Below are 26,964 nucleotides of genomic sequence, written 5' to 3'. Positions count from 1 at the left end.
CGCCATGCTCATCGTCATGAAGCTCAACGCACCGCGTTCGGATGTCGAACGGGTGAAAGAGAAAATCCGGTCCCTCGGCTACACTCCCCATGAGATCCCCGGCGAGGAGCGCCTCGCGATCGGCGTCACCGGGAACAAGGGGAAGGTCGATCCGGAGCTCTTCCTCAACCTCCCCGGCGTGGTGGAGGCGATCGCGGTCACCAAGCCGTTCAAGCTCGTGAGCCGGGAAGGAAAGCCCGAAGACTCCGTCATCGCCGTCAACGGCGCCCTGATCGGGGGGAAGGAGCTCGCCATCGCCGCCGGTCCGTGCTCCGTCGAGAGCCGACAGCAGATCATCGATCTCGCTTTCAATCTGAAGGAGCTGGGGATCAAGTTCCTTCGGGGAGGGGCCTACAAGCCGCGAACCTCCCCCTACTCGTTCCAGGGGCTCAAGGACGAGGCCTTGCTCTACCTCAAGGACGCGCGGGATGCGACGGGGCTCAGGATCATCACGGAAGTGAAGGATAGCGCAACCCTCCCGATCGTCGCCGAATGCGCCGATGTCCTGCAGGTCGGCGCCCGCAACATGCACAACTATTCCCTCCTGGAAGAGCTCGGCGGGCTGCGCAAACCGATCCTCCTCAAGCGGGGTTTCGCGGCGACGATCGAGGAGCTCCTGATGTCCGCCGAATACATCCTGAGCGGAGGAAACTACAACGTGATCCTTTGCGAACGGGGGATCAGGACGTTCGAACCGGCGACGCGCAACACGCTCGACCTCAATTCCATCCCCATCATCAAGAAGTTGTCGCACCTCCCGATTATCGTCGACCCGAGCCACGGCATCGGCGTGTGGGACGGCGTCACCGCGATGTCCCTCGCCGCGATCGCCGCGGGAGCCGACGGGCTGATCATCGAAGTTCACAACTACCCCGCCATGGCGCTCTCCGACGGGTATCAATCGCTGAAACCCTCCAAGTTCAAGTTGCTTCTGGAGAAAGTCGAACAACTTGCCCCCATCATGAACAGAACGCTGACCCGGAATATCCACAGCGCACAGGCGGCCGGATGAGTTCGACTCAAGGGCGGTTTCCGGACAACCGCGGGCACTTCGGTCTCTTCGGCGGGAGGTTTGTGCCCGAGACGTTGATTTCCGCGTTGAAGGAGCTGGAAGATGCGTACTCCGGACTCAGCCGCGACCAGTCGTTTCAGGCCGAGCTGGACGTGCTGCTGAAAGAGTACGCCGGCCGGCCCACCGCGCTCTACCCGGCAAAGAGGCTGACAGCGAAGTTCGGCCGCGCTGCGATTTACCTGAAACGCGAGGATTTGTGCCACACCGGCGCCCACAAGATCAACAACACCATCGGGCAGATTCTCATCGCGAGGCATGTCGGCAAATCGAGAATCATCGCCGAGACCGGCGCCGGCCAGCATGGCGTCGCCACCGCCACGGTCGCGGCCATGATGGGCCTTTCCTGCGTCGTCTACATGGGGACGGAGGACATGGCGCGCCAGGAAATAAACGTCGCCCGGATGAAGCTTCTCGGCGCGGAGGTCGTCCCGGTGACCTCCGGAACGAGGACCCTGAAGGATGCGACGAACGAGGCCCTGCGCGACTGGGTCACAAACGTCCGCAACACCTTTTATGTCATCGGTTCCGTCGTCGGCCCCCACCCCTACCCGATGATCGTCAGAGACTTTCAGCGTGTGATCGGAAAGGAGGCGCGGCAGCAGGTGCTGGCCAGGGAACGGCGCCTTCCGGACTACCTGGTCGCGTGTGTGGGGGGAGGGAGCAACTCGATCGGTTTATTCTATGATTTTTTGGACGATCCGGTGAAGATGATCGGAGTGGAGGCGGCCGGGCTCGGCGTAGCCACCGGGCACCACGCCGCGACGCTCACCGCAGGCAGGCCCGGAGTGCTGCACGGCTCCTATAGCTACGTCCTGCAGGACAAGGAAGGGCAAATCATGCCGGCGCACTCGATTTCTGCGGGGCTGGACTATCCCGGCGTGGGCCCCGAACACAGCTACCTGAAAGATTCCGGCCGCGTGTCGTACGTCTCCGTCACCGATCAGGAAGCCCTGGATGCGGGGCTCGAATTGACACGCCTTGAAGGCCTCCTGCCCGCTCTCGAATCGGCGCATGCGATCGCCTACCTGAGGCATCTCATGCCGAAAACAACCGCCGGCGAGATCGTGGTGGTAAACCTTTCCGGCAGAGGCGAGAAGGATCTTCCGGCCATCACGAAGGCTTCAACCCCATGAGGATCGCACGAACACTCCTCAAGCTAAAGGAAAACGGGAACAAGGCGCTCTCCCTGTTCGTAACTCCGGGATACCCCGCAATGCAGGATACCGTACCGCTCATCCTCGGGCTCGCGAAATCTGGCGCGGATATCATCGAGATCGGCATTCCGTTCTCGGACCCGATCGCCGACGGCCCGACGATCCAGCAGAGTTCAGAAGCGGCGCTCGGGAACGGAGTGACGCTCGCCGGGATTTTCGGGTTCGTGCGGGAAATCAGGAAGGAGACCGACCTTCCACTCGTTCTGATGGGATATGCGAATCCGGTTTATTCGTACGGCATGGACCGCTTTCTGGGAGAGTGCGCCTCGGGCGGCATCGATGGAACCATCATCGCCGACCTGCCGCTCGAGGAAAGCGCCGAATATGTCTCCGCCGCCAAAGAGCGGGGAGTCTCGACAATCTTTCTCGCTGCGCCCACGACTCCTCCGGCCCGGCTCGCCGAGCTCGACAGGATCTCGAGCGGGTTCCTCTACTGCATCTCCATCACGGGCGTAACGGGCGAGCGGACGGCGCTCGCGGGCCAGGCGGAAGGCTTTCTCCGGAGCGCCAGGGAAGCCGTGAAAAACAACGCGCTCCTTGTGGGCTTCGGCATCTCGACTCCCGATGATGCCCGCCGGGTCGCGGAGATGAGCGACGGTGTGATCATCGGAAGCGCTCTCATCAAGACGCTCAGGGACGCTCCACCCGGCCGCGGAATCGAACGCGCATGCGATTTTGTCCGCTCGATACGGAAGGCGCTGGACACACATTGACCGGGTGACGCAGCCTAAAGGCTGCGGCTACCGACGATTATGATGTGGGTTCGGATTTGGTAGGCGCAAGCTTTAGCTTGCGTGTCTTTTAACGAAATAGAACTTGCCGGATGACCTTGCAAATGAAGATTCATGTAAACTTGAAGCGAGTCGTCGACGATTCGTACGACATCGTGATCGGGACGACCCTGAAACAGGCCGCTGCCGAAATCCGGAGGCGATACGGGGAGAGGCGGCTCTTCGTCATCACAGACAATCATGTGCAGAAGCTCTATGCGCCGACATTTCTGAAGGCGCTCGGATCTGCGGGGCATCGGGCTCATCTCCTGGCCGTCCCGGCCGGGGAGCGGAGCAAAGACAGGAATACCAAGAACCGGCTCGAAGACAGGCTCCTCGGGATGGGCGCCGGACGCGACTCTTTGATCATCGCCCTCGGCGGAGGGATGGTTGGCGATCTTGCGGGTTTCGTGGCGGCGACCCTCCACCGGGGCGTGCCCTATGTCCAGATCCCTACGACCCTTCTCTCCCAGGTGGACAGCAGCGTCGGAGGCAAGGTGGCTGTGGACCACCCGCTCGGTAAGAATCTTATCGGTGCCTTCCACCAGCCCGATTCCGTCTTCATCGACCCGTCGTTACTCAAGACTCTCCCCTTGCGCGAATTTCGGGGAGGTCTTGCGGAAGTCGTCAAATACGCCATGATCCTCGATGCCGGCATGTTTGCGAAGCTGGAACGATCCGCCTCCGGGGTCCTTGCGAGAAAAACCGGCATCCTCCTGAAGATTATCACCCGGTGCTGCGAGCTGAAACGGGGCGTCGTGCAGGAAGATGAACTTGAGCTCGATCTAAGGCGGATACTCAATTTCGGCCATACCATCGGCCATGCGCTCGAGCTTCTCTCCGGCTACCGGATTTCCCACGGAGAAGCGGTCTCCATCGGCATGGTGACTGAGGCGCGGGTCGCAGCCACGAAGAACATGCTCGCCCTCACGGGGGTTGCCCGCTTAGAGAAGTTGTTGCGTCTCTACGGCCTTCCGACCGAATTGCCCGCGCGGACGGACCGGAAGAAACTCCTTTTGATGACGAGCCGTGACAAGAAATCGGTGGGCGGTGTCGTGCGGTACACCCTTCCCCTTGCGGTCGGCGAGGCGGTCACCGGAATCCCGCTTTCGCGCGCCGAAGTGCGCGCATCGCTCGAGGCGTGGGCGTGAAGCTCATCGTCTCGATAGCGCCCCGCTCGATGAAAGAGGCCCGGTCGATCCTGAAAGCAGAGGCGGGCTCCCGCGATCTCGTGGAGATCAGGATCGACCGCATGAAAAATCCCGATATGGAGAAGCTTCTCCGCTCACCGAGGCCGCATGTAATAATAACCAACCGTCATCGTGCCGAGGGCGGATGGTTCCGGGGCTCCGCCGAAGAGCAGGTACGCATCCTCTCCTCCGCACTGGCTTCCGGGGCGGAATATGTGGACATCGAATTGCGATGGGGAATTCGCCAGATCCGGCGCTTACTCTCGGCGGGTCGCGCGTCGAGAGTGATCGTATCTCATCACGATACGAAACAGACGCCACCGGACCTTCGCTCGATCCTGAAACGCCTTTGCGCGACCCCCGCCAGGAACCTCAAGCTCGTCACATCGGCAAACGACATCAGCGACAATAAGAAGATATTCGATCTTCTCATGGGTGCCCGGAACAGGGGGCGCCGGATCTCCGCGTTCTGCATGAACGAACGGGGCCAGGTGAGCAGGATTCTCGGAGGAAAGTATGGGTCGGCGTACAGCTACGCCTCCTCCGGGATCAGCGAATCGACGGCACCGGGGCAGTTGTCTGCGGCGGACTTGAGAGAGATCTTCCGGGTCGAGAATATAAACAGGAGCACCCGCCTCTTCGGACTTGTCGGGAATCCCGTCTCCCAGAGCCAGGGATTCCGTCATCATAACGCGTTCTTTTCGCGCAACTCTCTCAATGCGGTCTATGTGACATTTCTGGTGGACGACCTCCGGAGGTTCTTCAAGGCGTTTCGGGACGAGGTTTCGGGCCTCAGCATCACCATGCCGTTTAAACGAGATATCATCCCATTTATCGATCATGTCGACGAGGATGCACTGATCCTCCAATCCGTTAATACCGTCGTGGCTCGAAGAGGAGCTCTTTCGGGATGCAACACGGACTATCTTGCTCTTCGGAAGCTCCTCCGAACGAGAACAAAGCCTCGGGGGAAAAGGGCGATCGTTCTCGGCACCGGGGGCACCTCATCGAGCATGGCGTTCGCTGCGCGGAATGCGGGCGCGAGGACAACGATAGTCGGACGTTCAATCGAGCGGGCAAGGGCACTCGCATCGCGTCTCGACTGCTCATGGGCGTCCTTTGAGGACCTTCCCGATCTCGCGGCCGACATTCTGATGAACGGAACGCCCGTCGGCATGTCACCCCGTTCAAACGAGTCTCCGGTCCCCCGGCGGTTCCTGCGTCGCGGAATGACGGTCCTGGACGCCGTCCATTATCCACCGATGACACTCCTGCTTCGGAATGCGAAGGCAGCCGGGTGCAACATCATTTCCGGGTCAGAACTGTTTACAGAGCAGGCCCGGCTCCAATCCAAATTATTTCTAGAGGTATGCTGAACCTCCCTCCATTTTGTCATCCTGAGCACATTCGCTTCGCTCAGTGTAAACTCCGCGAAGGATCTCCTACCCACAGGAACCCCTCCGCATGAACGCGCCTTCTGTCAGAGCGATCCGCCCGGCACGGACGATTGATCTCGAGGTGGCAGTTCCTCCTTCGAAAAGCTATACCAACCGGGCGCTCATCGCCGCGGCGCTGGCCGACGGCACTTCGACGCTCCTTGACCCTTCCCGCAGCGACGATTCGAACTACCTCATCGCCGCGTTGCGGCAGTTCGGGGTGCGGATCAACGACCACCCTGGTGGGCTCGAGGTTGAAGGCACAGGAGGCGAGCTCCGGGCTCCGGCGGAAGAGATTTTCGTCGGGAACGCAGGGACCGCGATGAGATATTTGAGCACGCTCGCCGCTCTTGTGAAAGGTGAGACCGTCATCACGGGCGACGAGGACATGAAAAAACGAACGATCAAGGACCTGCTCGACGCGTTACACTCTGCCGGAGTGCGGAGCGCCAGTAAAAATGGATACCCCCCGGTCACGATCCATGGGGGCACGTTCACGGGAGGGCGGATCGAACTCGACGCCTCGGCGAGCAGCCAGTTCGTCTCCTCCATCCTTCTCTCCGCCCCGTACGCGTCGCGCTCCGTCGAGCTCCGCGTGAAGGGCAAATTAAGTTCCCTGCCGTACGTCTATATGTCGCTGCACGTCATGCGGTCGTTCGGAGCCGAGATCGATAGCATCGACTACTCCCTGTTCCGGGTGAACAACAAGCAGAGGTACATCGGGCACGAATTCCCGATCGAAGGAGACGCCTCGTCGGCGACCTATTTCCTCGCCGCCGCGGCTATCACCGGCGGTCATGTGGTGATCAAGAACCTTTCTCCGGAATCTCTGCAGGGAGACATCAGGTTCCTGAGCCTTCTCGGCGAGATGGGCTGCACCGTGACGCGCCACGAAAGCAGCATCGAGCTTCGGGGGAACAAATTGCGGGGTATCGACGTCGAAATGAATGAGATTCCCGACAGCGTTCCCACACTCGCGGTGGTCGCCGCCTTCGCAGAGGGGCCGACGAGCATTTTCGATATCGCTCACCTCCGGCATAAGGAGACCAATCGCCTGATCTCGGTGGCGGCGGAATTGACCAGGCTGGGCGCGTCGGTCGAAGAGCACGAAGACGGGCTCACGATTCATCCGGGCACATTGCGGGCGGCGACAATCGACACATACAACGATCACCGGATGGCGATGAGTTTTGCAGTGGCGGGATTACGCGTCAAGGGTGTCGTCATCACGAACCCGGGGTGTGTCGGGAAGTCCTTCCCCACCTTCTGGGACGAATTCAGCAAACTTGAACAAGAGGGTTAGCGTATGGCCGGAAATGCCTTGGGAAGTTTATTTCGAATTACGACATTCGGTGAAAGCCACGGCAAGGCGGTGGGGGTCCTGATCGACGGGGTAAGACCCAGGCTGGCGATATCGGAACAGGACATCCAGAAGGAGCTTGACCGGCGAAGGCCCGGACAAAGCTCCGTCACCACCTCCAGGAGCGAAACCGATCAGGTCCACATCCTGAGCGGAGTCTTCGAGGGGAAAACACTGGGCACACCGATTTGCCTTCTGGTCTGGAACAAAGACCAGAAGTCGGGCGCGTACGATGCGATCAAGGATCTCTTCCGGCCGGGTCATGCCGGGTACACCTACCTCTCGAAATACGGCATCCAGGACTATCGCGGGGGCGGCCGCTCTTCAGGAAGGGAAACCGCAGGCCGTGTCGCCGCCGGCGCCGTGGCGATGCAGGTGCTCGCAAAGCGCGGGATCCGGATAATCGGCTACACCAGGGAGGTCGGCTCGATCTCGGCCAAAACAATCGACTACCGGGAGATCGAAAAGAACCCCGTCCGCTGCCCCGACCCGGAGGCGGCGAAGAAAATGGTGCGCAAGATACTCAAAGTAAAGAAGGCCGGCGACTCCCTGGGCGGAATCGTCGAGGCCGTCGTGAAGAACTGCCCAGCGGGACTCGGCGATCCTGTGTTCGACAAGCTGGAGGCCGATCTCGCGAAGGCGCTTCTCTCGATCCCCGCGATCAAAGGGTTTGAAATCGGGTCGGGATTTGCCGCGACGAAGATGATGGGAAGCGAACATAACGATTCGTTCTATAAGGAACGGAAGACCGGCAGAATCAGGACGAAGACGAATTATGCGGGCGGAATCCTCGGCGGCATTTCGAACGGGGAGGACATCGTGGTCCGGGTCGCGGTCAAGCCTCCTTCCTCAATCCCCAAGGCACAGAGCACAATCGACCTTAAAGGACGCAGCAGGAAGATTTCTGTCGAAGGGCGGCACGATCCCTGCCTCTGCCCGCGCGTGGTGCCGGTGGTGGAATCCATGATTGCGCTGGTGCTCGCGGATCACCTTGTCCGTCAGGAACTGCTTCGCCCCCGCGATTCTCTCGCGGCGGTGAGGAAGAGGATCGATTTCATCGACGACATGCTCATGGTGCTGCTCGGCCAGCGGCAGGATCTTGTGAGAGAAGTGGGCCGCCTGAAGAAAAGCAGGAATGTGCCGATCTCGGACCCGCGACGCGAGCATGAAATTATACGCAAGCGGCTGGCTCTCGTTTCCGATGCGAACCTCGATCCGGGATTCGTCCGAAAGGTCTTCCAGGCGGTCTTCGAGCACGCACGGAAGATCCAGAAGACCGTATGAAGAAGGAAATCGCGATCATCGGGTACGGCAGGTTCGGCCGTCTGGCCGCCCGCTACCTGAAGCGGGATTTCCGGATTTGCATTTCCGACAGCCGGCCGTCCGTTCGAACTGAACAGGGTGTGAGGAAGGTTCCCGTCTCCGAAGCCGCCCGGAAGAAATTCATCATTCTCGCCGTCCCGATCGGAAAGCTCAAGCCGGTCCTTCGCTCACTGGCCCCCCTCCTCTCCCCGGGAACGATCCTCTGCGACGTTTGCTCCGTGAAGGTGGAACCGATCCTATGGATGAAGTCGATCCTCCCACGGCACACGATTATTCTCGGAACTCATCCGCTTTTCGGCCCGGATAGCGCTGCAACAAGCTGCGCCGGAAAGAGAATAGTCCTCTGCCCGGTAAGAATCCCGCGCGAACGGCTCCGCCGAATCTCGCGCTACCTGGAGGGGCGGGGCCTGATCGTCCATCGCATGAGCGCGCGGCAACACGATAAGCTGATCGCGTCAAGCCTTTTCCTTACGCAGTTTATCGGCCACACTCTCCTGCGGCTCGACCTCCCCCGGGCGGCCGACTTGACGTCAAATTACCGGAGACTCTCCGAAATCGCAAAGACAACGGGCCATGACACGCACGAGTTACTCGAAGATATGCATCGGCACAACCGCTTTGCGTGGCAAACGCCCCGGCTCCTCATTGCAGAATTGAGAAAGCTGGAAAAGGAACTCTCGAAGGGCCATAAGCGGACCCGCCTGTCATCCTGAACCCCCCACCTGTCATCCTGAGCGCAGCGAAGGATCTCCTCCTCCCGACACGGTAAACCTCCTACTGATTCTTCTCCAGAAAAACAGGATCGCCAACCGATAGCGTACCCGTTCTCAACACCGAGGCGTATACTCCGGCGCAATTGTTCCACGATTTCACTATCGCTTTGTGTATGCGCGGATCGGACTCGGCGGTCTCAGGGTCGAGGTTTACCATGACACATCGCAAATCCGGTATCGTCACCCGCACCGATGGCGCATCGACGCCGCTCCCGAAGACGACCGTTCCGCCGGTCCATTCGTCCTCGTGAACCGGTATATCGCCGGCCGGTTCGACAAGGATATTGGGTCGAAAACGACGTATGTCGAGCGCGATTCCCGTCTCCGTTTCGACGGCCCTGACGGTGGTCGTGCTGATCACCGAGAGCGGAGATTCGTCGAAGATGCCGTTGCGCACACGGATCAATGTCACCTCGCTCCCGAACGAAGCGGCTATTTGCGTGAGGAGGGCCTCGCTTTCGACCTCGACATCGGCGCCCTCGGGCATCCGCACGCGAACAACCGGCGATGAAGGGTCCCTGCCGTTCGCATGGTAGGCTTTGTACCGTATCAGCCCCGGCATCTTGCTGGCGACAAGCCAAGGCACACCGCTCAGGTTTCCCCCCCGGACAAAGGAGAAACGCCGGTCCCCTTCGATGCCGTGCCAGCCGAGCACGGCCGACGCGAGCGCTTCTCCCGCCATCGATTTGACCGGGTAGCGGTGAAGGGATTTGATGTTGCCGACGTGGCGCAAGGGCTTGCCGTTGAGGATGAAATGGTTTTGACTGTTGAATGTAGGAAGACGGCCGGAAAGTATCAACACTAAAAGTCTTTCGGGCAGGGTAGCCGCAGCCTTTAGGCTGCGGGTTTTCGGTTTTCTCGTTCCCACGCTCCGCGTGGCAACGCGTATCCCGGCCGCTCCGCGGCCGCGGGCGCGGAGCGCCCGAATATGCATTCCGCCGCAGAGCGGCGGAACGAGAAGCCTTCCTTCCGCCCTTCGCTCCATTGTTCGGTGCCGTTATTTTTCGTACATTATCACCTCATTAATCAAGAAAAAGACCATCTGATGCATAAAGTAACGCTTCTTCCGGGCGACGGCATCGGTCCGGAGATCAGCAAGGCCACGCTCAGCGTCCTCGAGGCTGCGAAAGTCCCCATCGAATGGGAAACACTCGAGGCCGGCGCGAAGGCGCTCGAGAAGTACAAAGATCCACTTCCTCCCGGCGTCATCGAATCGATCACGAGGAACAAGGTCGCCCTCAAAGGCCCCCTGACCACACCCATCGGCTCCGGCTTCCGAAGCGTGAACGTCGCCCTCCGGAAGGAATTTGACCTCTTCGTCAACCTCCGGCCGGCGAGATCGTTTGACGGCGTCAAGACCCCGTGGGAGAAGATCGATCTAATCGTCCTGAGGGAGAATACGGAGGAGTTTTATGCGGGGATCGAGCATTACATAGACCCCGCCAAGAGCGCCGCCGAAACGATCGGCGTCGTCACCCGCTCCGGCTCAGAACGGATCATCCGTTACGCCTTCGAATACGCGAAGAAGGCGGGGCGGAAGAAGGTCACCGTCGTCCATAAGGCGAACATCCTGAAGTTTACAGGGGGTATCTTCCTCGACGTAGCCCGGGCGGTCGCCGCGGATTATCCCGAGATTCGGATGGAGGACAAGATTATCGACAATATGTGCATGCAACTGGTGATGAACCCGCATCAGTTCGATGTCATCGTAACCACCAACCTGTTCGGTGATATCCTGTCGGACCTCTGCTCGGGCCTCGTGGGGGGCCTCGGCCTTGCTCCGGGAGCGAATATCGGCGCATCGGTCTCCCTGTTCGAAGCCGTGCACGGAAGCGCCCCGGACATCGCCGGGAAGAACATCGCGAATCCGAGCGCCCTCATCCTCGCATCCGCCATGATGGTCCGCCATCTCGGAGAGGGGGAAATAGCGAAGAAGATCGAGTCCGCCGTCGAATCCGTCGTCCGGGAGGGAAAATTCGTCACCGCCGACCTGAATCCCGGAAAACCCGTCGGAACGATGGAAATGGCTGAGGCCATTGCGGGGAAGGTAGGGTAGCCGCAGCCTTTAGGCTGCGGGTTTTCGGTTCGGCTGTTGAAATTCACCCTCTACCCACCGGGCGACTCCTTTGACTTTCAGCAGAAAAAGTCCGATACTACCTGAATCAGGTCGGGATATACGGGAGGTCAGAATTCATTTCGGGAAAGGATCGCCATGAAACGACTACTACCTCTTTTGATTCTTGCTGCCCTCCCTGCCCTGTCACAGCAGCGATTCCTCGTTAGTTCCAGGGGGGATGCGATCCCTCTCGCGAAGGGTCAAAGCCCCCTCTCCGTCGCGAAGGAAGTGGGGCTCTTCCCCGAAGGCGCGGGATGTACGGGTCTGGCCACATTCGGGTACCCCCCTGCGCTCTACCCCAGCACTACCAATCATATCGGTTTCCACAACGATATCGTCGCAGAGTGGTTTATGCCACCGGCGAACGGAACCCTCGACAGTGTCTTCTGGTTCCAATCCGCGAATGTGTGCGCTCCCGACTCGCAACTGGTCCTCCGGCTCTTTAAATCGAACGTCTATCCGGGCCACGGCCCCGGTTACGGCGGATATCCCGCCGCTTCCTCAAGCACGTGCTGGGGCTACTGGGAAAGCAGCGCCGATCTCGAGGATGGCGTCGCAGCCTTCCCCGAAGATGCCACCGGTCCGTGGACTTCAACCGTGGTAGGAGGCCCCGGCCCATCCTACCCGCCTGTCGATTCATCAATCTGGGGGCTATCAGGATTCCCTGTGAAAGCGAAAGCAAATAGCGTCAACTCGGTTTATATGGATCCATCGCTCGCGACCGGCGGGACTGTGACGCTTCACCAGGGAGTTCCATTTTTCATGACACTAAAGATCACGGGAGATGTCAACGACAATTGCTGCGGAACATGCGGCACAAACCAGAATACGGGCTTTTTCGCTTCGGCCGACACAGACCACGTTCACTCTCACAACTGGAAGTTCTATGAGAACGTTGTCACTTTCCAGGCGGGCTTTACCTGCAAAGGCTGGGTGGCGCGCGGCGATTTTAACATCAATTTCTGGTACGTCATGACCGCGACTTCCAACCTCCCCCCGACGATTTCCAACTTCGACAAGATCAATAATACAATTTCTACGGCACCCCAGACAATTTCCGCCGAAATATTCGACTGCGATCCCGCGGATGCGGGCAAGGCAGGCGTCGAATCGGCGGGCATTCGTTACAGGGTCACCGACCTGGCCGGAAATTTGGTCACCAGCGGTTCGGCATCGCTGGGGAATATCGGAGGGGACACGTATCTCGGAACTCTCCCGGGAACAGGCTCAAAAAACAGGATCGTCCATTACAGAGTTTTCGCAGTTGACTCCCTTGGTTCGGCCGACTCCACGCTTGAATATACGTACAAGGTCGTTGACTTCAACAGCACTTATTATTTGTGCGATACGACGCTGGCCTGCACCCCGATGAGCATCGTCGGTACCGGGACCGTCATCGACACTTCGAAATGGTTCCTCCCTCCGGGCACAACCAACGTAGCCAGGGGAGATGACGGAACTGCCGGACCCTATTCACTCGGCGGACCGTTTGTCTATTTTGGAGACACGCTGAATTATGCGTGGGTCGGCGTGAACGGAGCGATCGCGCTCTCCAGGAACGCCACAGATACGCTCGACGTCAACTCCAACGGATTTGCAACCGACGGGTTTGACCTTCCGCAGCGCCAGCACCAGGGTCGGCCCGATACCGCACGCCGCGCCGCGGGCTTTATGCCCAAGAATTTTATCGCCCCGTATTGGGCGGATTGGATCAGCAAACAGGATTCACCCTTTGCCACATATGGCCATGTCCGGACAAGCAGCACCGCATACCCCGGAAAATTTGTCGTTGAGTGGGACTCCAGCGGCGATTTCGACGCCACCGGGGCGATCGGCGATAACGACATATTCCGTGTAATCCTTGACCGCGGTACGGGAACGATCCAATTCCAGTATCCGAACATCGGTATTGGCGGGCTCGACGCGGCAAACCTCACCGGGATCAATTCGGATTCCCTGAAGCATCCTCCGGGCCCAATTGCTCCGTTCAATTATTTCAACAAGGATGGCTACCCTCCCGAGAGCCATCTTCACAACGGGCTGTGCGTCACGTATAACCCGGTCCTCTTCTGTACGGCCGGAACGGACGGTTGGAACCTCGTTTGCCTCGGCTCATTTTCTCCCAGCAATCAGAAGTCATTCATCTTCCCGACGGCAACATCGCCGAGCGCGTTCTACTATGGGGGAAGCTACGTTCCCACACAGACAATCGTCCCCGGGCGCGGGTACTGGGTGAAGTTCAGCGGCGCTCAGAATCAGTGCTATGTTGGATCTGCCATAACTTGCGTCGATGACACGCTCCTGGCCGGCTGGAACATTATCGGCTGCGTGTCGCAGCCGGTGCTCGTTGGCTCACTTACAACGACGCCTCCGTCGATTGTCACCTCCCCCTACTTTGGCTTCTCCGGTTCGTACACTGTCGCCACAATAATAAATCCAGGAAGAGGATATTGGGTAAAAACGAATGCGGCGGGCATTATGCACCTCTGTTCGACTTCCGGCGCAATCGCCAAGCAGTCCCCTGGTATTTCGGAACTCTCGGGCCTGGACAGGGTAACGATCCAGGAGGTCAAGGGTCGATCGCAGACACTTTACATCGGCTCGGACGCCATTCTCAGCGCAGAAGCCGCGCATAAGTACGAATTGCCCCCTTCGGCTCCCGAGAAGGCTTTGAACGTGAGGTTTGCCTCGGGCAGAATGGTTGAGGTCTATCCTTCGCAGCCCGATCATGCAAATCTCAATGAGTACACGATTACCATGGATGACGCCGTCTACCCACTCAGCCTGTCATGGGAATCTCAGCCGGGCGAACATCAAAAACTTGCGATCATGGCAACGACGCCAAAAGAACGCCAGCTGCTCGGCATCATTAACGGGACCGGCAAAGTGACGATCTCCGATCCCAACGTCACGAAACTGGTTTTGAAGCTCGTGGACGGGCTTGCGGTACCGAAGGAATTCGCCCTCTCGCAGAATTATCCCAATCCCTTCAATCCGACGACGCAATTCAGCGTGGATGTCCCGAAGGCGGCGGCGGTTAATATCACCGTCTACGACGTGTTGGGGCGAAAGATTGCGACTCTCATGAACGGAGAGCAGGCAGCCGGATACCATGTCACGGAATGGGATTCGAGGGACGAGCACGGATTGACGGTCCCCTCGGGAATGTACATGGTCCGCCTGACCGCAGGCGATTTCAGCCAGGTCCGAAAGATTCTGTTGATGAAATAGGGGCTTGCATTCCGGCCGTATTTTCGATATTTTAGTATTGTCATCCTGAGCGAAGCGAAGGATCTCACTGGTCGGAATAGGAGATTCTTCGCTTCACTGCGTAGAGTTTGCACTGAGCGAAGCGAACGTGCTCAGAATGACACCTCGAAAAACCATGATCATCGGCAAAACAGACATATCGCAGGCGGTTCTCCTCGCACCGATGGAAGATGTGACGGATATTCCGTTCCGGCTCATCTGCAAGCGGCTCGGGGCGGACGTCATGTATACGGAATTCGTCAACGCGGAGGGCCTTGTCCGCAGTTCCGCCAAAACGAAGCGGAAAATGGAGTTCCTGGAAGAGGAACGGCCGTTCGGAATCCAGATTTATGGCGGGGCCGAGGAATCGATGGCGGGCGCCGCAAGGATGGCGGCAGAATTGAACCCCGATCTGATCGACATCAATTGCGGATGCTGGGTCAAAAACGTCGCCGGCCACGGGGCGGGAGCCGGTTTGCTCCTCGATCCGGACCGGATGATGAGGATCATATCGACCGTCGTCTCCTCGGTGGGGATTCCAGTCACCGTGAAAACCCGCCTTGGCTGGGACACCTCGACGATCCGGATCGTGGATGTGGCGAAAATGGTTGAAGACTCCGGTGCAAAAGCTCTCACCGTCCATTGCCGGACCAGGGCGCAGGGGCACCAGGGAGCCCCCGATTACTCCTGGATCCCCCTCGTGAAGAAGGCCGTGGAAATCCCCATCATCGTGAACGGTGGGATAGACTCCCCGGCCTCGGCGAAGCACGCGTTCGATGTGACCGGATGCGACGGTGTCATGGTCGCCCGAGGCGCGATCCAGAATCCCTGGATTTTCCGAGAGATAAAACATTATCTCAAGACGGGATCTCTGCTTCCGGAGCCCTCCTTCGAAGCGCGTCTTGAAACCCTGATCCAGCACCTGAGGTTATCGATCGAACACAAGGGCGACCGCTACGGGGTGATCGAATTCCGCAAACATTATAGCGGTTACCTTCGCAATATCCGCGGTATCGCCTGGCTGCGCGCCCGGCTCATGGCACACACAGCGCTCGACCAGATTCTTGAAGAACTCCGGCAATTCGCTGCCAATTTTCCGGATGGCACCCCACAAACCAGAGACGAAGCCCTCGCGGCCTGAGCGTTCGACGGGGCTCGAATCCGAGTGACCCGGTGAACGCCTCTCCCGCCATTCTCGCCGTCGGCACGGCAAACCCGCCGCGCCGATATTCCCAGGAGGAAATCTACGAGCTGGCACACCGCTCATCGGCATTTTACCGGAGCGAGCGGGTCAGGCAGATCTTCATGAACTCCGGGATTGACTTCCGGCATTTTTGTTTCGATATCGAATCGTTCAATCTCAACGAGAGTTCAGACGAACTCCACGAACGGTTCGCGGTAGGATCGGTTACGCTCAGCGCAGAGGCCATCAACGCCTGCCTCGCCTCCGGTGGGTATTCCATCTCCGACGTCGACTACATTGTCGCCGTGTCGTGCACCGGGTACCTCTGCCCGGGCCTCTCCTCCCTCCTGATCAAGGAATTGGGGATGAGGCGCGATATTCAGCGCGCGGACCTTCTCGGGATGGGGTGCGCGGGGGCGATGCCGGGCCTGCAGCGCGCCTACGACTTCGTGAAAGCGTACCCGGAGAAGCGCGCGCTCCTCATTACGGTTGAGATATGCTCCGCCTGTTATTACATCGACGACTCTCTTGAAACGGTCGTGGGGAACGCCATCTGTGCCGATGGCGCGGCGGCGGTGATCGTTGGCATGGACGGAGAGGGAACGGTTCCACGCATCTCGGAATTCATCTCGTTTCTCGAGCCCTCGCTCATCGATAAGGTCGGATTCGAGCAACGCGACGGCAAGCTGCGCATCATTCTCTCCAAGGATATCCGGGACGTTGCGGGCAAACTCGCAAAGCAAGTCGTGACGGACCTGCTCCAGAAGACCGGCGTGAGGAAGGACCTAATCCGGCATTGGATCCTCCACTCCGGCGGAAGGAAGGTCATCGACAATCTCAAGGCGGAGCTCGCCCTCACGGACGAACAGGTCCGCCACAGCGAATGCGTGCTGAAGCACTTCGGAAACATGTCGTCGCCCACGGTCCTGTTCGTACTTCAGGAAACTTTGCGGGAATCGGCGCCCCGGCCGGGCGACCTCGGAGTGATGCTCGCGATGGGCCCTGGCCTCGCGCTCGAAGGGGCTCTCCTCCGGTGGTGAGGCTATCCGCCGCACGCGTGTTCTGTTTTTATCAACTCCTCAAATAGCATGACGAACAAAGAAGTCGCCTCCATACTCGACGAGATCGGCACCCTTCTGGAACTCAAGGGAGAGAATCCCTTCAAGTGCCGCGCCTTCCACAACGGTTCCAGGATCATCGCGGCTCTCCCTGACGATTTGAGCGCCCTGATCGAGAGCGGAGGCCTGAAGAACATCAAAGGGATCGGAGAAGGCCTCGCCGAAAAGATCGTGGAACTCGTCGAGACCGGAAGTTCCCCCTACTACGAGAAGCTGAAGTCCTCCCTCCCTGCCGGACTTACCGAGATGCTCCGGATCCAGGGGCTGGGGCCGAAGAAGGTCAAGCTCCTCCATGAGAAACTCGGGATCAAGAGCGTCGATCAGCTCAAAGCTGCCGCGGCGGCCCACAAACTCGGTTCGATGGAAGGCTTCGGCGAAAAGACGGAAGCGAACATCCTCTCGGGAATCGAGCAGCTTCAGAAGCACGCGGATAAGCACCTCTATTCTACGGCCCGGACGGCCGCAGACTCCATCCTCGCCCTCATCCGCCGCCAGCAGGGGGTGATCCGGTGCGAGATTGCCGGAAGCCTCCGCCGCCGGAAGGAAGTCATAGGCGACATCGACATCCTCGCGAGCGCCGGAAGCGGACGCGCGCCGAAGATCATGGACGCCTTCACCAGGCACGAGGACGTGGAAAAGGTCCTCGCCAAAGGGAAGACGAAATCGAGCGTTGTGCTCAAATCGGGAATCAATTGCGATCTCAGAATCACCTCCGATAGCGAATATCCCTACGCCCTGGAGTACTTCACGGGCAGCAAGGAGCACAATATCGAGATCCGCGCCCGTGCCAAGCGGTTCGGGTGGAGCCTCAACGAGTACGGCTTCTCAAAGCTTCCCGCATCCGAATTGCGGACAAAGCCGAAACGCCTCGTCACCTGCAAAACGGAAGAAGACCTCTACAAGGCACTGGGATTGTCATATGTCCCCCCGGAGCTTCGGGAGAATATGGGCGAAATCGACGCCGCTCATAAGGGTACGCTTCCGAGATTGATCGAAGAATCGGACATCCGCGGCACATTTCATTGCCACTCGACATACAGCGACGGATCGAATTCCATCGCCGAGATGGCCCAGGCGGCCAGGGCGCTGGGCTGGGAATACATCGGAATTGCCGATCACAGCAAGATCGCGGCCTACGCGGGCGGTCTGAGCGAGGCCCGTGTGAAACTTCAGCACAAGGAAATCGAATCACTTAATGGGACCTTCCGGGGTTTTCGGATCTTTAAGGGCACCGAGGTGGATATCCTGGGAGACGGAAGCCTCGACTGGAACGACCGGATCCTTGCGGGATTCGATTTTGTGGTCGCCTCCGTCCACAGCAAGTTCAAAATGACGGAGAAAGAGGCCACGAAGCGGATCATCAAGGCCGTCAAAAACAAATATGTGACCATGCTCGGCCACCCCACCGGCAGGCTTCTGCTGGAACGCGAAGGGTACCCCGTGAACATGGTTGAGGTGATCAATGCCGCGTCGGACTTCGGGAAAATGATTGAAATAAATTCTCACCCCCTCCGGCTCGACCTCGACTGGCGGCTGTGCAAGTATGCGAAGGAAAAAGGCGTCAAAATAAGCATCAACCCGGACGCGCACAATATTCACGGTCTCACGGATGTGCGCTACGGCGTCGGGATTGCCCGCAAGGGATGGCTCGAGAAAAAAGACGTGATCAACACCCTCGGCGCCGGGGAAGTCGCCAAGCTCCTTAACCGTTAACATTCACTTCGAACAAGAACCATGCGAAATCTCTATTGGGGATTCATCCTCATCATCATCGGCATCCTTATTCTCCTTGACAATCTTGGGGTGGCGGATTTCGGGGACGTGATGAGCAACTTTTGGCCGCTTATCCTGGTGTTCTGGGGGCTGGCCATCCTCCTCCGGAAGAGGTCGATCTCGCAGGTCCCGGGACCGGCAGGATACCCGCAGAGCGCCGCTCAGCAACCGGGGTCGCAGCCGGGTGGCTTCGTTGGCGGGGAGACCCAACAGACCGAACCGGGCGACACGGGGTCCGAACAGCAGGGATCGTACCAACCCCCCTCGTCAGCAGGCGGACCGAACCAATCTGCGAGCGAGCTTCTCCACCAGTCGAGCGCGTTTGGCGACATTTCTGTCAACGTGACATCTACCCATTTCCGGGGAGGATCAATCTCGACGGTCTTCGGGGGGTCGAATCTCGACCTTTCCGCCGCAGGGATTGCAGAAGGTGAGCACGAGCTCCGGATCCATGGCGTGTTCGGAGAATCGAGGCTGGTCCTCCCGAGGGATGCCGCTGTCGCCATCTCGGCAAGCTCGGTCTTCGGCGACCTCATGATCCTGGGGCAGCGCAAGGGTGGTATCTCCACGGAGATCCAGCACGTGACGCCGAACTACGCGACCGCAACCAACCGTCTCAAAGTTACGATCACACGCGTGTTCGGCAGCATCAGGGTGGAATAAAGAATCGCCAGAGGTATCGGTAGCCGCAAGCTTTAGCTTGCGGGCTTTGCGACGGTAGGAGCTTCTATCTCAGATCGTAATTCTGAAACACATCGGCAGGAATTGTGACGAAAAAAGAGACCCCCGAAGAACGCAAGAAACGCGCGGCCACCATCACCCGCAAGCTCAAGCGGCTCTACCCGGAAGCGAAGACGGCCCTGAACCATTCGAACGCGCTCGAGCTCCTACTCTCGACGATTCTCTCCGCCCAGTGCACCGACGAGCGTGTCAATAAGGTCACCCCGATCTTGTTCAAGAGATATCGTTCGGCAGCGGAGTTTGCCAATGCGCGGCAACCCGAGCTTGAAGAGATCATCCGTTCGACGGGGTTCTTCCATGCCAAGGCAAAGAGCATCATCAATTGCTGCAAAGAACTAGTCGCCACCCATGGCGGCATAGTCCCCGATTCTTTGGACGAGCTGGTCAGGCTGCCCGGAGTCGGGAGGAAGACCGCAAATGTCGTTCTGGGAAACCATTTCGGAAAGGCGGAAGGGGTCGTCGTCGACACCCACGTTGCGAGACTCTCCGGCAGGCTCGGCTTCTCGAAGGAAACCACCCCTGAGAAGATCGAACTCGACCTGATGGAGGTTATCCCGAGGAAAGACTGGACCGAAATCGGAAACCTGTTGATCCTCCACGGGAGACGGACCTGCCAGGCCAGAACGCCGAAGTGCGCGGAGTGCGGGCTCAGCGACCTCTGCCCCTCCGCGGCCGGATTTCTTCGAGCCGGAGCCTGACCGGCTTTCCCTCCTAACCCCCCGAAAGCCCGAGGCCGACCTTCTGAACAAGGAGGGCGAACCTGGGATCCGTTCTCAAACCATCCAGAGCAGGATCGAATCTCAGGTAAAGCAGAGAGGGGTCCTTCTCCTCGAACGCTGTTTGTAACCAATCAAAAGCGGCATCGCGCCTCCCCAGACCCGCTTCGACCACCGCGATCCAGTAGGGCGGGACATACTCCCCGGCGCGGCGCTCGATCAAGAGATCGAGCATCGACACCGCGTCCTCCGTCCTCCCCGTCAGAGCGTAGGCATACCCCAGCGCCGCCACCGTAATGGGATGCCCCTGTGAAAACATGCTCGCGTGTTGAAACGCGTCGATCGCTTCGGCATACATTTTTTTCTGCAGGAATGCGCCGCCAAGCGGAACGTACGCCGCCACAAAGAGAGGGTCGAGCTTCAGGCACCCCTGGAAATCATCGATGGCCTGGTCATAGTTGTGCTGAAAGTATGATTCAAGGCCAAGGTCCGATCTGATGACCGGCGATTGGGGATCGAGATCCCCGGACTTCTTCCGCTCAATCTGCACCTCCCGGGTACGCCCCTGAAGGGTGAGAAGCATCGAATACCAGCTATGCGCGACCGCATTCCCCGGGTTCAGGGAGATGGCCCTGCCAAATTCCTTTTCCGCGTCGTCCCATTTCCAGTCGTGGTACATGAGGACGAAGGCGAGCGAGGCATGAGCGTCCCCAAGCGTGGAATCGATCTGCAGCGCCCGCATCGCCGCGGCCCTTGCCTGCGGGAAGGCTACCGCCGGGGGCTGGAGACCGAACGTCCCGATCAGCGTGTAGGCGTCGGCCAGACCCGCCGAGGCGGCGGCGTACCCGGGATCTTTTTCGGCGGACTGGCGGAACAATTCCACGCTCTTGAGCAGAGACTCCGGCACTCGTTTATTCCATTGGTAACGGCCCTTGAGATACAGGTCGTAAGCTTCCGGATTTCCGGTGGGGCTGTGTGCGATCCCCCGGTTTACACCTCCGTCCAGCCTCAACTTCAGCGCTGCCGCAATTTCCCGGGATATCTGGCTCTGGATTTCGAAGACATCCGTCAATTCACGATCGTAGGTTTCCGCCCAGATGTTTTCATCCTCCCCGGCGCTAATGAGCTGTGCGCCAATCCGGACACGGTTGCCCGAACGCCGCACGCTTCCCTGCAGGAGGGCGCTCACATTGAGATCCCTTGCAACCTCCTTCATGCTCTTCTCGGTGTTTTTGAATCGCATCGCCGAGGTGCGTGAAATGACCCTGAGATTTGCGATCTTCGACAGAGAGGTGATGATATCTTCCGTCATCCCGTCGCTGAAGTATTCCAGTTCGATGTCCTGGTTCATGTTCCTGAACGGCAGCACCGCCAGCGAATTCTCCACCGCCGGTGCGGGCCGGGTCCGCTGGAGAAAAAGCGTCGCTGCGATGGCACAGGCCACCAGGATCGTTCCCACCGCCACCCGCGCACGCCTCGAAAATCCGGAACTCACCTTCCCCATCTCCTGCGACCCGGTGAGTATTCCCCGAAGATCCTCTGCGATCTCGCCGGCACTCTGATACCGAATCTGCCTGTCCTTTTCCAGGCATCGCTCGATGACCTGTTCGAGCGGCCTCGACAAACCCTGACGCAACGACCCGGCCGGTGCCGGAGCTTCGTTGACGATGGCATAGCTGATTGCCGCCTCATGCTCGCCGCGAAACGGAAGTCGCCCTGTGGTGAGCTCGTAGAGAACAACGCCAAAGGAAAACAGGTCGGACCGATGATCGACCTCTTCGCCCTGAATTTGCTCGGGCGACATGTACGCCGCCGTCCCGACGGTGCTTCCTGTCCTGGTCAAATGGGCGGCTCCCCGCAACCTCGCCAATCCAAAGTCCGTGATCTTGACCTTCCCATCTTCGGTCAGCATCATGTTATCGGTCTTCACGTCGCGATGAACGATGCCCCGCTGGTGAGCATGGCCCAAACCCTCCGCGGCCTGGACCCCGTACTCAATGACATCCTTCAGTGGAAGTTCCTTGCCGGAGAGGTGAAGGGTTTTGATCGCAGACTTGAGCGTTCCGCCCCCGAGGTATTCGAGAACGAGGAACTTTCGCCCCTCTATGTCATCCATCTCGAAGATTGTTGCGATATGCGGGTGGTTGAGCGCGGAGATCGCCTCAGCCTCCTGTTGAAATCGTTCGAGCGCGTCGGTAAACTGCAGAAGGTTTTCGGGAAGGAACTTGACGGCCACGATGCGGTTGAGTCTCTGGTCCCTGGCTTTATAGACCACGCCCATGCCCCCCTCGCCCAACTTCTCGAGGATCTCATAATGCGAAATAGTCCTGCCGATCATCGCCGGGAAGATTGTTTACAGGATGGTAACATCTTCACTCTGCAGTCGTGATGAATCATACGTGACCCCAATTCGCCGCGGTGAATAAGATTGCCCCGACAGCGGGCGGCGGGCACATCAGTGACCGTATTCCCCCCAGGCGCCCCGGAGGAGATCCGAGATCTCTCCCAGAGTTGCGAGCGCTTCTACTGAAGCGAGAATGTGCGGGATGACATTTTCATCTCCGCGGGCCGCCCGTTCCAATCCCCGGAGCGTTGAGGCCACCTTCGAGGGATCCCTCCTCGAGCGGACGGACCGGACGCTCTCGATTTGCCGAAATTGCACCTCTTCGTTGGACCTTCGGGCTCCCGCTCCGCCCCCCTCCGGCACGACGAATTCATTCACGCCGACGACCACCTTCTGCTTCGCCTCGACTTCTTTCTGGTGGCGGTAGGCACTCTCCGCGATTTCGTTTTGATAGAACTGCTGCTCGATCGCCTTCACGGCGCCTCCCATTGCGTCGACCCTGGCGATGTATTCCACCGCACCCCTTTCCACCGCATCGGTCAGCTCTTCGAGAAAATACGAACCGCCGAGGGGATCTACCGTGTTCGTGACGCCGGTTTCCCGAGCGATGATTTGCTGAGTCCTGAGGGCAAGACGGGCCGCCTCCTCGGACGGAAGGGAAAGCGCTTCATCCCTGCCGTTTGTGTGAAGGGACTGACAACCTCCGAGCACCGCCCCCATGGCCTGCAGGGAGACTCTGACGACATTATTATCGATCTGCTGGGCCGTCAGGGTCGAACCTCCCGTTTGGGCGTGGAATCGCAGCTTCATCGTCTCCGGGTTGATTGCCTTGAAACGGTCTTTCATGATGTGCGCCCAGAGCCGGCGCGCCGCACGGAATTTCGCGATCTCCTCGAACAGGTTATTGTGGGCGTTGAAGAAAAACGACAACTGCGGTCCGAACGTATCGATCTCCAGCCCGGAGTCGAGCGCGGCCTGGACGTACGCTATGGCGTTGGAGAAGGTGAACGCCAGCTCCTGAACCGCCGTCGCGCCCGCCTCCCTGATGTGATAGCCGCTGATCGAGATCGTGTTCCACTTTGGAAGATGGTCCCGGCACCAGGTGAAAATGTCGGTAACGAGCCGCATCGAGGGCACAGGCGGATAGATGTAGGTGCCCCGCGCGATATACTCTTTAAGGATGTCGTTCTGAACCGTGCCCGAAAGCTTTGTGAGGTCGGCGCCCTGTTTCTTCGCGAGGGCCACGTACATGCACAACAGGATCGCGGCAGTTGAATTGATCGTCATCGAGGTCGTGATCGCATCCAGGCGGATACCTTCGAAGAGCGCCTCCATATCCTCCAGCGAATCGATCGCGACCCCCACGTTTCCCACCTCCCCGTCAGCCATCGGGTGATCGGAGTCGTACCCCATCTGAGTCGGCAGGTCGAAAGCGACCGACAACCCCGTCGTTCCGTGGCCGAGAAGGTAGCGGTACCGCTGGTTCGCCTCCCGGGCGCTCCCGAATCCGGCATACTGGCGCATTGTCCAGAGTCTCCCGCGATACATGGTGGGATAGATTCCACGCGTAAAGGGGTACTCCCCCGGGGATCCGAGCCTCGACTCATAATCGAACGGAACCGGGTTGTAAACGGGTTCGATTACAATCCCCGAATCAGTGCGGACGACGGCCGGAGCTGCAGCGGGCTTTGTCTCCTTCGAAGATCTGGGGCTCGATTTGTGTGTCGTACTCATTGGTTGCTTGATTATACATAAAGAAGGTCAGACATACAAGAACCCAGGCAAAACCCGCAAGCTAAAGCTTGCGGCTACCGAATCTACAGGCAGAGGGTTGCGCCCCCAGGCCCCTCGGCCACGGTAGCCGCAGCCTTCAGGCTGCGGGCTTTTTGCTACCGCCAATCCACCACGCTCCACTTTTCTCCGTCCGATTCGAGGACGACCGCACCCGATTCGTCGGTCCTGAAATACTCCACCCCCCTCTCTGCGAATCGCCGGAGGACCCTCTCCGAGGGGAGGCGAAATTTATTTCTTGCGCCCACCGAGACAACTGCGACCGAAGGCCTCACCCGGTCGAGAAATGGTTCGGAACTACTTGTGATGCTCCCGTGATGCCCCGCTTTCAACCCATCGCACCGGAGCCAGTCGCCGTAGACCGCGACCATCCTCTCCTCCGCCTCTCTTTCCGCGTCTCCCGCGAGCAACAGTGAAGTGCGTTCGTACACCAGCTTGAGGACCACCGATTGATTGTTGAGGTTCCCATGCTTCAGCGTGTCCCGGGCGGCAAACCTGCCGGACGGGTGCAACACGTAAAGGCGAACCCCCTCCGCGGCGTCTAGCGTGAAGCCCGCACGCACGATTCTCCTCGGAACGGCGAGCGAATCGATAACGTGGACATACTCCCGGTAGAGCGAGGAGTTCGCCCCGGAGCCGGCATCCACTACCTCGCCGACCCCGAAGTGCCTCAGCAGGTAAGGAATTCCTCCGAGGTGATCGCTGTGAGGATGGGTGAGCACGATCGCGTTGATCTTGCCTATCCCCTCCCTCGCCAGGAATGGCCCCACGAACCTCTCACCTGCATCCCCTGAAGTGTTCTTCGGGCCCGCGTCTACAAGGAGTTTCCTTCCGCCGGGCAGCTCGACGAGTTCCGCATCCCCCTGCCCGACGTCGAGAAAGGTCACCCTAAGCGTCCCCGGCCCGACGGGCCTGAGGATGTCGACGAAAAGAAAGACATCGGCCGAGATGAAAAGCGCGATCAGCGCAGTCTTCCTCGAGCCGGGCCGGGTCATTCCGATCGCAATCCCCAATCCGCCATAGAACAAGACCGAGGACCAAAACGTAAAGTGGGAGGTCAGATAAGCAAACGGAAGACTTCCGAAGTATTCGACCGAATAAAGCAGGGCGTTCGTCAGAAACCCCGTGGCGCCGGCATAGACGGAGGCGAGCCAGCCCCAGACATAAGACAGAGCTACAGCCAGCATCCCCGCGGCAAGAATGACGTTTGAGAGCGGGACCACGATGATATTTGCCGCAATACCCACGATCGAGATTTTCCCAAAATAATAGGATGTGAACGGGAGCGTTCCGATGCCGGCGGAGAGAGAGACGCAGAAGGCGGAAAGAGCGTACATGAGCGGGGAGATCTGCCGGAAGGCGTGGGGAAGCAATTTGCACATTGCATCCAGCCTGGGATAGAGGTAAACCAGCGAGAAGACGGCGGCAAATGAGAGCTGGAAACCCGGGTCGAAGAATTGCTTGGAGTCGATTAGAAGAATGGGAAGAGCGGAAACCGCGAGGGTGTTATAGAAATCCGGCTTCCTCTGCGAAAGTTTCCCTCCCAGGAACACGATCGCCATGAGCACAGAGCGGGTCACCGATGCGGCCCCGCCGGTGAGAAAGTTATAATACACGAGGAGAAGGCATGTCACGATGATCCGGGGTATCTCCGGGACACGCGCCGCCTGCAGCAGTGCGAGGAGGATCATGACCACAATCGCCACGTGCAGCCCGGAGACGGCGAGAATATGCATGACCCCGGAATTGATGAACGCCGTTTTGACCTCCATCGGGATGCCGCCCCGGTCTCCGGTTATGAGTCCTTTCAGAAATCTCGACTCGGTCCCCCCGATCAGCCGGTCGATCCGGATTCCCACCGACCTTCGCACGGGAGCGACGAAATTCGCGAGATAATCCGACTTCGAAGGCGGTCCGATGGCGGTGAGTTCCCCGGGAGCAAGAAACATTCTCGCGTCGATGTTATTCAGGTGCAGGTAGGCCCGCTGGTCAAACTCCCCCGGGTTGCGGGCACGCAACGGCCGGGCCAATTCGCCGGTGAGAACAACTCTGCTGCCATAGACAAACGCTGCAAAATTAACGCTATCGGTTCCCTCCCTGGCTGCGCTCACGAGTATGCCTCCAGAAACGGATCGAAATCCCTCATCCCCGGTGCGGATGCTCTCCGCCTCCACCACGAATCGGACAAAGGGCCGGGTCAGATCAGGAAGATCGGTGACCGCTCCCCGGACGACACACCTCTGCCCGGGCTTGATCTCGTCCGCGATCGCATCCGCGGGGGCGATTCTCGAATCATACGTGATCTTGAGGATTCCGAAAAGGAGAATCAGGAGGAAAAGGAAGAGAGGCCGCATCGGCGCAGGGCGGCCGATGATAGCGATGACAATCAATACGGATGAGGCGACAAACAGAGCGCAAAGGGCCACCGGCCCGCTAAACGGCCAGTGCCATCCCAGGGCGATACCGGTCATAAACGGTGCTAAGAACTTCACCGCCGGACGGTTGGTGAATCCTCCCATTGCCTCCCCCCTGTAACGTGTCATTTCTCGTTCCCACGCTCTGCGTGGGAACGGGACGCAACCTAAAGGTTGCGCCTACCGATGACTCGGCCTTATTTTCTCGTTCCCACGCTCTCAGACTGTGTGAAAACCCCTCCGGATGTTCCTCCGTCGAAGGGGCTCCGAGCGTGAGATCATGCGAGAAAAAAATCTATCTGTGCCCCTCGCAAAAGCTCGTTAGTGTATTATATTTGTAGT

19 protein-coding genes and 1 pseudogene are annotated in these 26,964 nt (G+C 59.1%); 16 read left to right on the top strand and 4 right to left on the bottom strand.

Annotated elements, in window-relative coordinates:
* Positions 1-4: 4 nt before the first annotated feature.
* From aroF to VI215_04315, 9 genes and pseudogenes are all read left to right on the top strand, one after another.
* On the top strand, positions 5-1,051 hold the full coding sequence (aroF, locus tag VI215_04355; GenBank protein ID HEY6191541.1) for a 3-deoxy-7-phosphoheptulonate synthase: 1,047 nt from the start codon (positions 5-7) through the stop codon (positions 1,049-1,051).
* Positions 1,048-2,244 (top strand): tryptophan synthase subunit beta, encoded by a 1,197-nt coding sequence (gene trpB, locus VI215_04350; protein HEY6191540.1) that lies wholly within the window; start codon positions 1,048-1,050, stop codon positions 2,242-2,244. Before aroF ends, trpB begins: the two co-directional genes overlap by 4 nt.
* Positions 2,241-3,038, top strand: a complete 798-nt coding sequence (gene trpA, locus VI215_04345) for a tryptophan synthase subunit alpha (GenBank protein HEY6191539.1) — start codon at positions 2,241-2,243, stop codon at positions 3,036-3,038. The genes trpB and trpA overlap by 4 nt, the downstream gene beginning before the upstream one ends.
* Positions 3,039-3,160: 122 nt before the next feature.
* The gene (gene aroB, locus VI215_04340; GenBank protein HEY6191538.1) at positions 3,161-4,246 is read left to right on the top strand and encodes a 3-dehydroquinate synthase; all 1,086 of its coding nucleotides are present in this window, start codon (positions 3,161-3,163) and stop codon (positions 4,244-4,246) included.
* Entirely contained in the window at positions 4,243-5,661 is a 1,419-nt protein-coding gene (locus tag VI215_04335; protein ID HEY6191537.1) for a type I 3-dehydroquinate dehydratase, read from the top strand. Before aroB ends, VI215_04335 begins: the two co-directional genes overlap by 4 nt.
* Positions 5,662-5,749: 88 nt before the next feature.
* Positions 5,750-7,024 (top strand): 3-phosphoshikimate 1-carboxyvinyltransferase, encoded by a 1,275-nt coding sequence (aroA, locus tag VI215_04330; protein HEY6191536.1) that lies wholly within the window; start codon positions 5,750-5,752, stop codon positions 7,022-7,024.
* A 3-nt stretch (positions 7,025-7,027) separates the two neighbouring features.
* Positions 7,028-8,080: pseudogene (gene aroC, locus VI215_04325) on the top strand (chorismate synthase).
* Positions 8,057-8,365: a chorismate mutase gene (locus VI215_04320; GenBank protein ID HEY6191535.1), complete on the top strand. Its 309-nt coding sequence runs from the start codon at positions 8,057-8,059 to the stop codon at positions 8,363-8,365. Before aroC ends, VI215_04320 begins: the two are co-directional and overlap by 24 nt.
* Positions 8,362-9,117, top strand: a complete 756-nt coding sequence (locus VI215_04315; GenBank protein HEY6191534.1) for a prephenate dehydrogenase — start codon at positions 8,362-8,364, stop codon at positions 9,115-9,117. The genes VI215_04320 and VI215_04315 overlap by 4 nt, the downstream gene beginning before the upstream one ends.
* A 61-nt stretch (positions 9,118-9,178) precedes the next feature.
* Here the strand turns inward: VI215_04315 and VI215_04310 are convergent, their stop codons facing one another.
* Complete coding sequence (locus VI215_04310) at positions 9,179-9,979, bottom strand: MOSC domain-containing protein (protein ID HEY6191533.1); 801 nt, start codon at positions 9,977-9,979, stop codon at positions 9,179-9,181.
* Positions 9,980-10,222: 243 nt separating this feature from the next.
* On the opposite strand from VI215_04310, the gene VI215_04305 reads away from it, so the two are divergent.
* From VI215_04305 to nth, 7 genes are all read left to right on the top strand, one after another.
* Positions 10,223-11,233, top strand: a complete 1,011-nt coding sequence (locus VI215_04305) for an isocitrate/isopropylmalate family dehydrogenase (protein HEY6191532.1) — start codon at positions 10,223-10,225, stop codon at positions 11,231-11,233.
* Positions 11,234-11,389: 156 nt separating this feature from the next.
* Complete coding sequence (locus VI215_04300) at positions 11,390-14,524, top strand: T9SS type A sorting domain-containing protein (GenBank protein HEY6191531.1); 3,135 nt, start codon at positions 11,390-11,392, stop codon at positions 14,522-14,524.
* A gap of 154 nt (positions 14,525-14,678) precedes the next feature.
* A complete protein-coding gene (gene dusB, locus VI215_04295) occupies positions 14,679-15,683 on the top strand; it encodes a tRNA dihydrouridine synthase DusB (protein HEY6191530.1) in 1,005 nt (334 codons plus the stop codon).
* Between the two features lie 32 nt (positions 15,684-15,715).
* Positions 15,716-16,765 carry a type III polyketide synthase gene (locus VI215_04290; GenBank protein HEY6191529.1) on the top strand — a complete coding sequence of 350 codons (1,050 nt, stop codon included), beginning with the start codon at positions 15,716-15,718 and terminating at the stop codon, positions 16,763-16,765.
* A gap of 48 nt (positions 16,766-16,813) precedes the next feature.
* Positions 16,814-18,556 (top strand): DNA polymerase/3'-5' exonuclease PolX, encoded by a 1,743-nt coding sequence (gene polX / locus VI215_04285; GenBank protein HEY6191528.1) that lies wholly within the window; start codon positions 16,814-16,816, stop codon positions 18,554-18,556.
* Between the two features lie 21 nt (positions 18,557-18,577).
* Positions 18,578-19,279: a cell wall-active antibiotics response protein LiaF gene (gene liaF, locus VI215_04280; GenBank protein ID HEY6191527.1), complete on the top strand. Its 702-nt coding sequence runs from the start codon at positions 18,578-18,580 to the stop codon at positions 19,277-19,279.
* Between the two features lie 104 nt (positions 19,280-19,383).
* Positions 19,384-20,055: an endonuclease III gene (nth, locus tag VI215_04275; protein ID HEY6191526.1), complete on the top strand. Its 672-nt coding sequence runs from the start codon at positions 19,384-19,386 to the stop codon at positions 20,053-20,055.
* 13 nt (positions 20,056-20,068) lie between these two features.
* On the opposite strand, the gene VI215_04270 is transcribed toward nth, so the two are convergent.
* The 3 genes from VI215_04270 to VI215_04260 all read right to left on the bottom strand — a co-directional run bounded on the left by VI215_04270 (position 20,069) and on the right by VI215_04260 (position 26,751).
* Positions 20,069-22,411, bottom strand: coding sequence for a protein kinase (locus VI215_04270; protein HEY6191525.1), 2,343 nt, complete (start codon positions 22,409-22,411; stop codon positions 20,069-20,071).
* Between the two features lie 117 nt (positions 22,412-22,528).
* Positions 22,529-24,151, bottom strand: a complete 1,623-nt coding sequence (locus VI215_04265; protein ID HEY6191524.1) for a methylmalonyl-CoA mutase family protein — start codon at positions 24,149-24,151, stop codon at positions 22,529-22,531.
* A gap of 155 nt (positions 24,152-24,306) precedes the next feature.
* Entirely contained in the window at positions 24,307-26,751 is a 2,445-nt protein-coding gene (locus tag VI215_04260; protein ID HEY6191523.1) for a DNA internalization-related competence protein ComEC/Rec2, read from the bottom strand.
* Positions 26,752-26,964: the final 213 nt, after the last annotated feature.

The sequence above is a fragment of the Bacteroidota bacterium genome (assembly GCA_036522515.1).
In the GTDB taxonomy this organism is placed as follows: Bacteria; Bacteroidota; Ignavibacteria; order UBA10030; family SZUA-254; genus VBOC01.
The sequence above is the reverse complement of the archived record's forward strand: the minus strand, read 5'-3'. Positions and strand labels throughout refer to the sequence as shown.

What these genes read in the sequence shown, in the direction of transcription:
- VI215_04300 (HEY6191531.1), top strand. Translation starts at nt 11,390, where the DNA reads ATGAAACGACTACTACCTCTTTTGATTCTTGCTGCCCTCCCTGCCCTG.
- trpB (HEY6191540.1), top strand. Translation starts at nt 1,048, where the DNA reads ATGAGTTCGACTCAAGGGCGGTTTCCGGACAACCGCGGGCACTTCGGT.
- VI215_04270 (HEY6191525.1), bottom strand. Translation starts at nt 22,411, where the DNA reads ATGATCGGCAGGACTATTTCGCATTATGAGATCCTCGAGAAGTTGGGC.
- aroF (HEY6191541.1), top strand. Translation starts at nt 5, where the DNA reads ATGCTCATCGTCATGAAGCTCAACGCACCGCGTTCGGATGTCGAACGG.
- dusB (HEY6191530.1), top strand. Translation starts at nt 14,679, where the DNA reads ATGATCATCGGCAAAACAGACATATCGCAGGCGGTTCTCCTCGCACCG.
- VI215_04265 (HEY6191524.1), bottom strand. Translation starts at nt 24,151, where the DNA reads ATGAGTACGACACACAAATCGAGCCCCAGATCTTCGAAGGAGACAAAG.
- trpA (HEY6191539.1), top strand. Translation starts at nt 2,241, where the DNA reads ATGAGGATCGCACGAACACTCCTCAAGCTAAAGGAAAACGGGAACAAG.
- VI215_04305 (HEY6191532.1), top strand. Translation starts at nt 10,223, where the DNA reads ATGCATAAAGTAACGCTTCTTCCGGGCGACGGCATCGGTCCGGAGATC.
- aroA (HEY6191536.1), top strand. Translation starts at nt 5,750, where the DNA reads ATGAACGCGCCTTCTGTCAGAGCGATCCGCCCGGCACGGACGATTGAT.
- aroB (HEY6191538.1), top strand. Translation starts at nt 3,161, where the DNA reads ATGAAGATTCATGTAAACTTGAAGCGAGTCGTCGACGATTCGTACGAC.
- polX (HEY6191528.1), top strand. Translation starts at nt 16,814, where the DNA reads ATGACGAACAAAGAAGTCGCCTCCATACTCGACGAGATCGGCACCCTT.
- VI215_04315 (HEY6191534.1), top strand. Translation starts at nt 8,362, where the DNA reads ATGAAGAAGGAAATCGCGATCATCGGGTACGGCAGGTTCGGCCGTCTG.
- VI215_04260 (HEY6191523.1), bottom strand. Translation starts at nt 26,751, where the DNA reads ATGACACGTTACAGGGGGGAGGCAATGGGAGGATTCACCAACCGTCCG.
- liaF (HEY6191527.1), top strand. Translation starts at nt 18,578, where the DNA reads ATGCGAAATCTCTATTGGGGATTCATCCTCATCATCATCGGCATCCTT.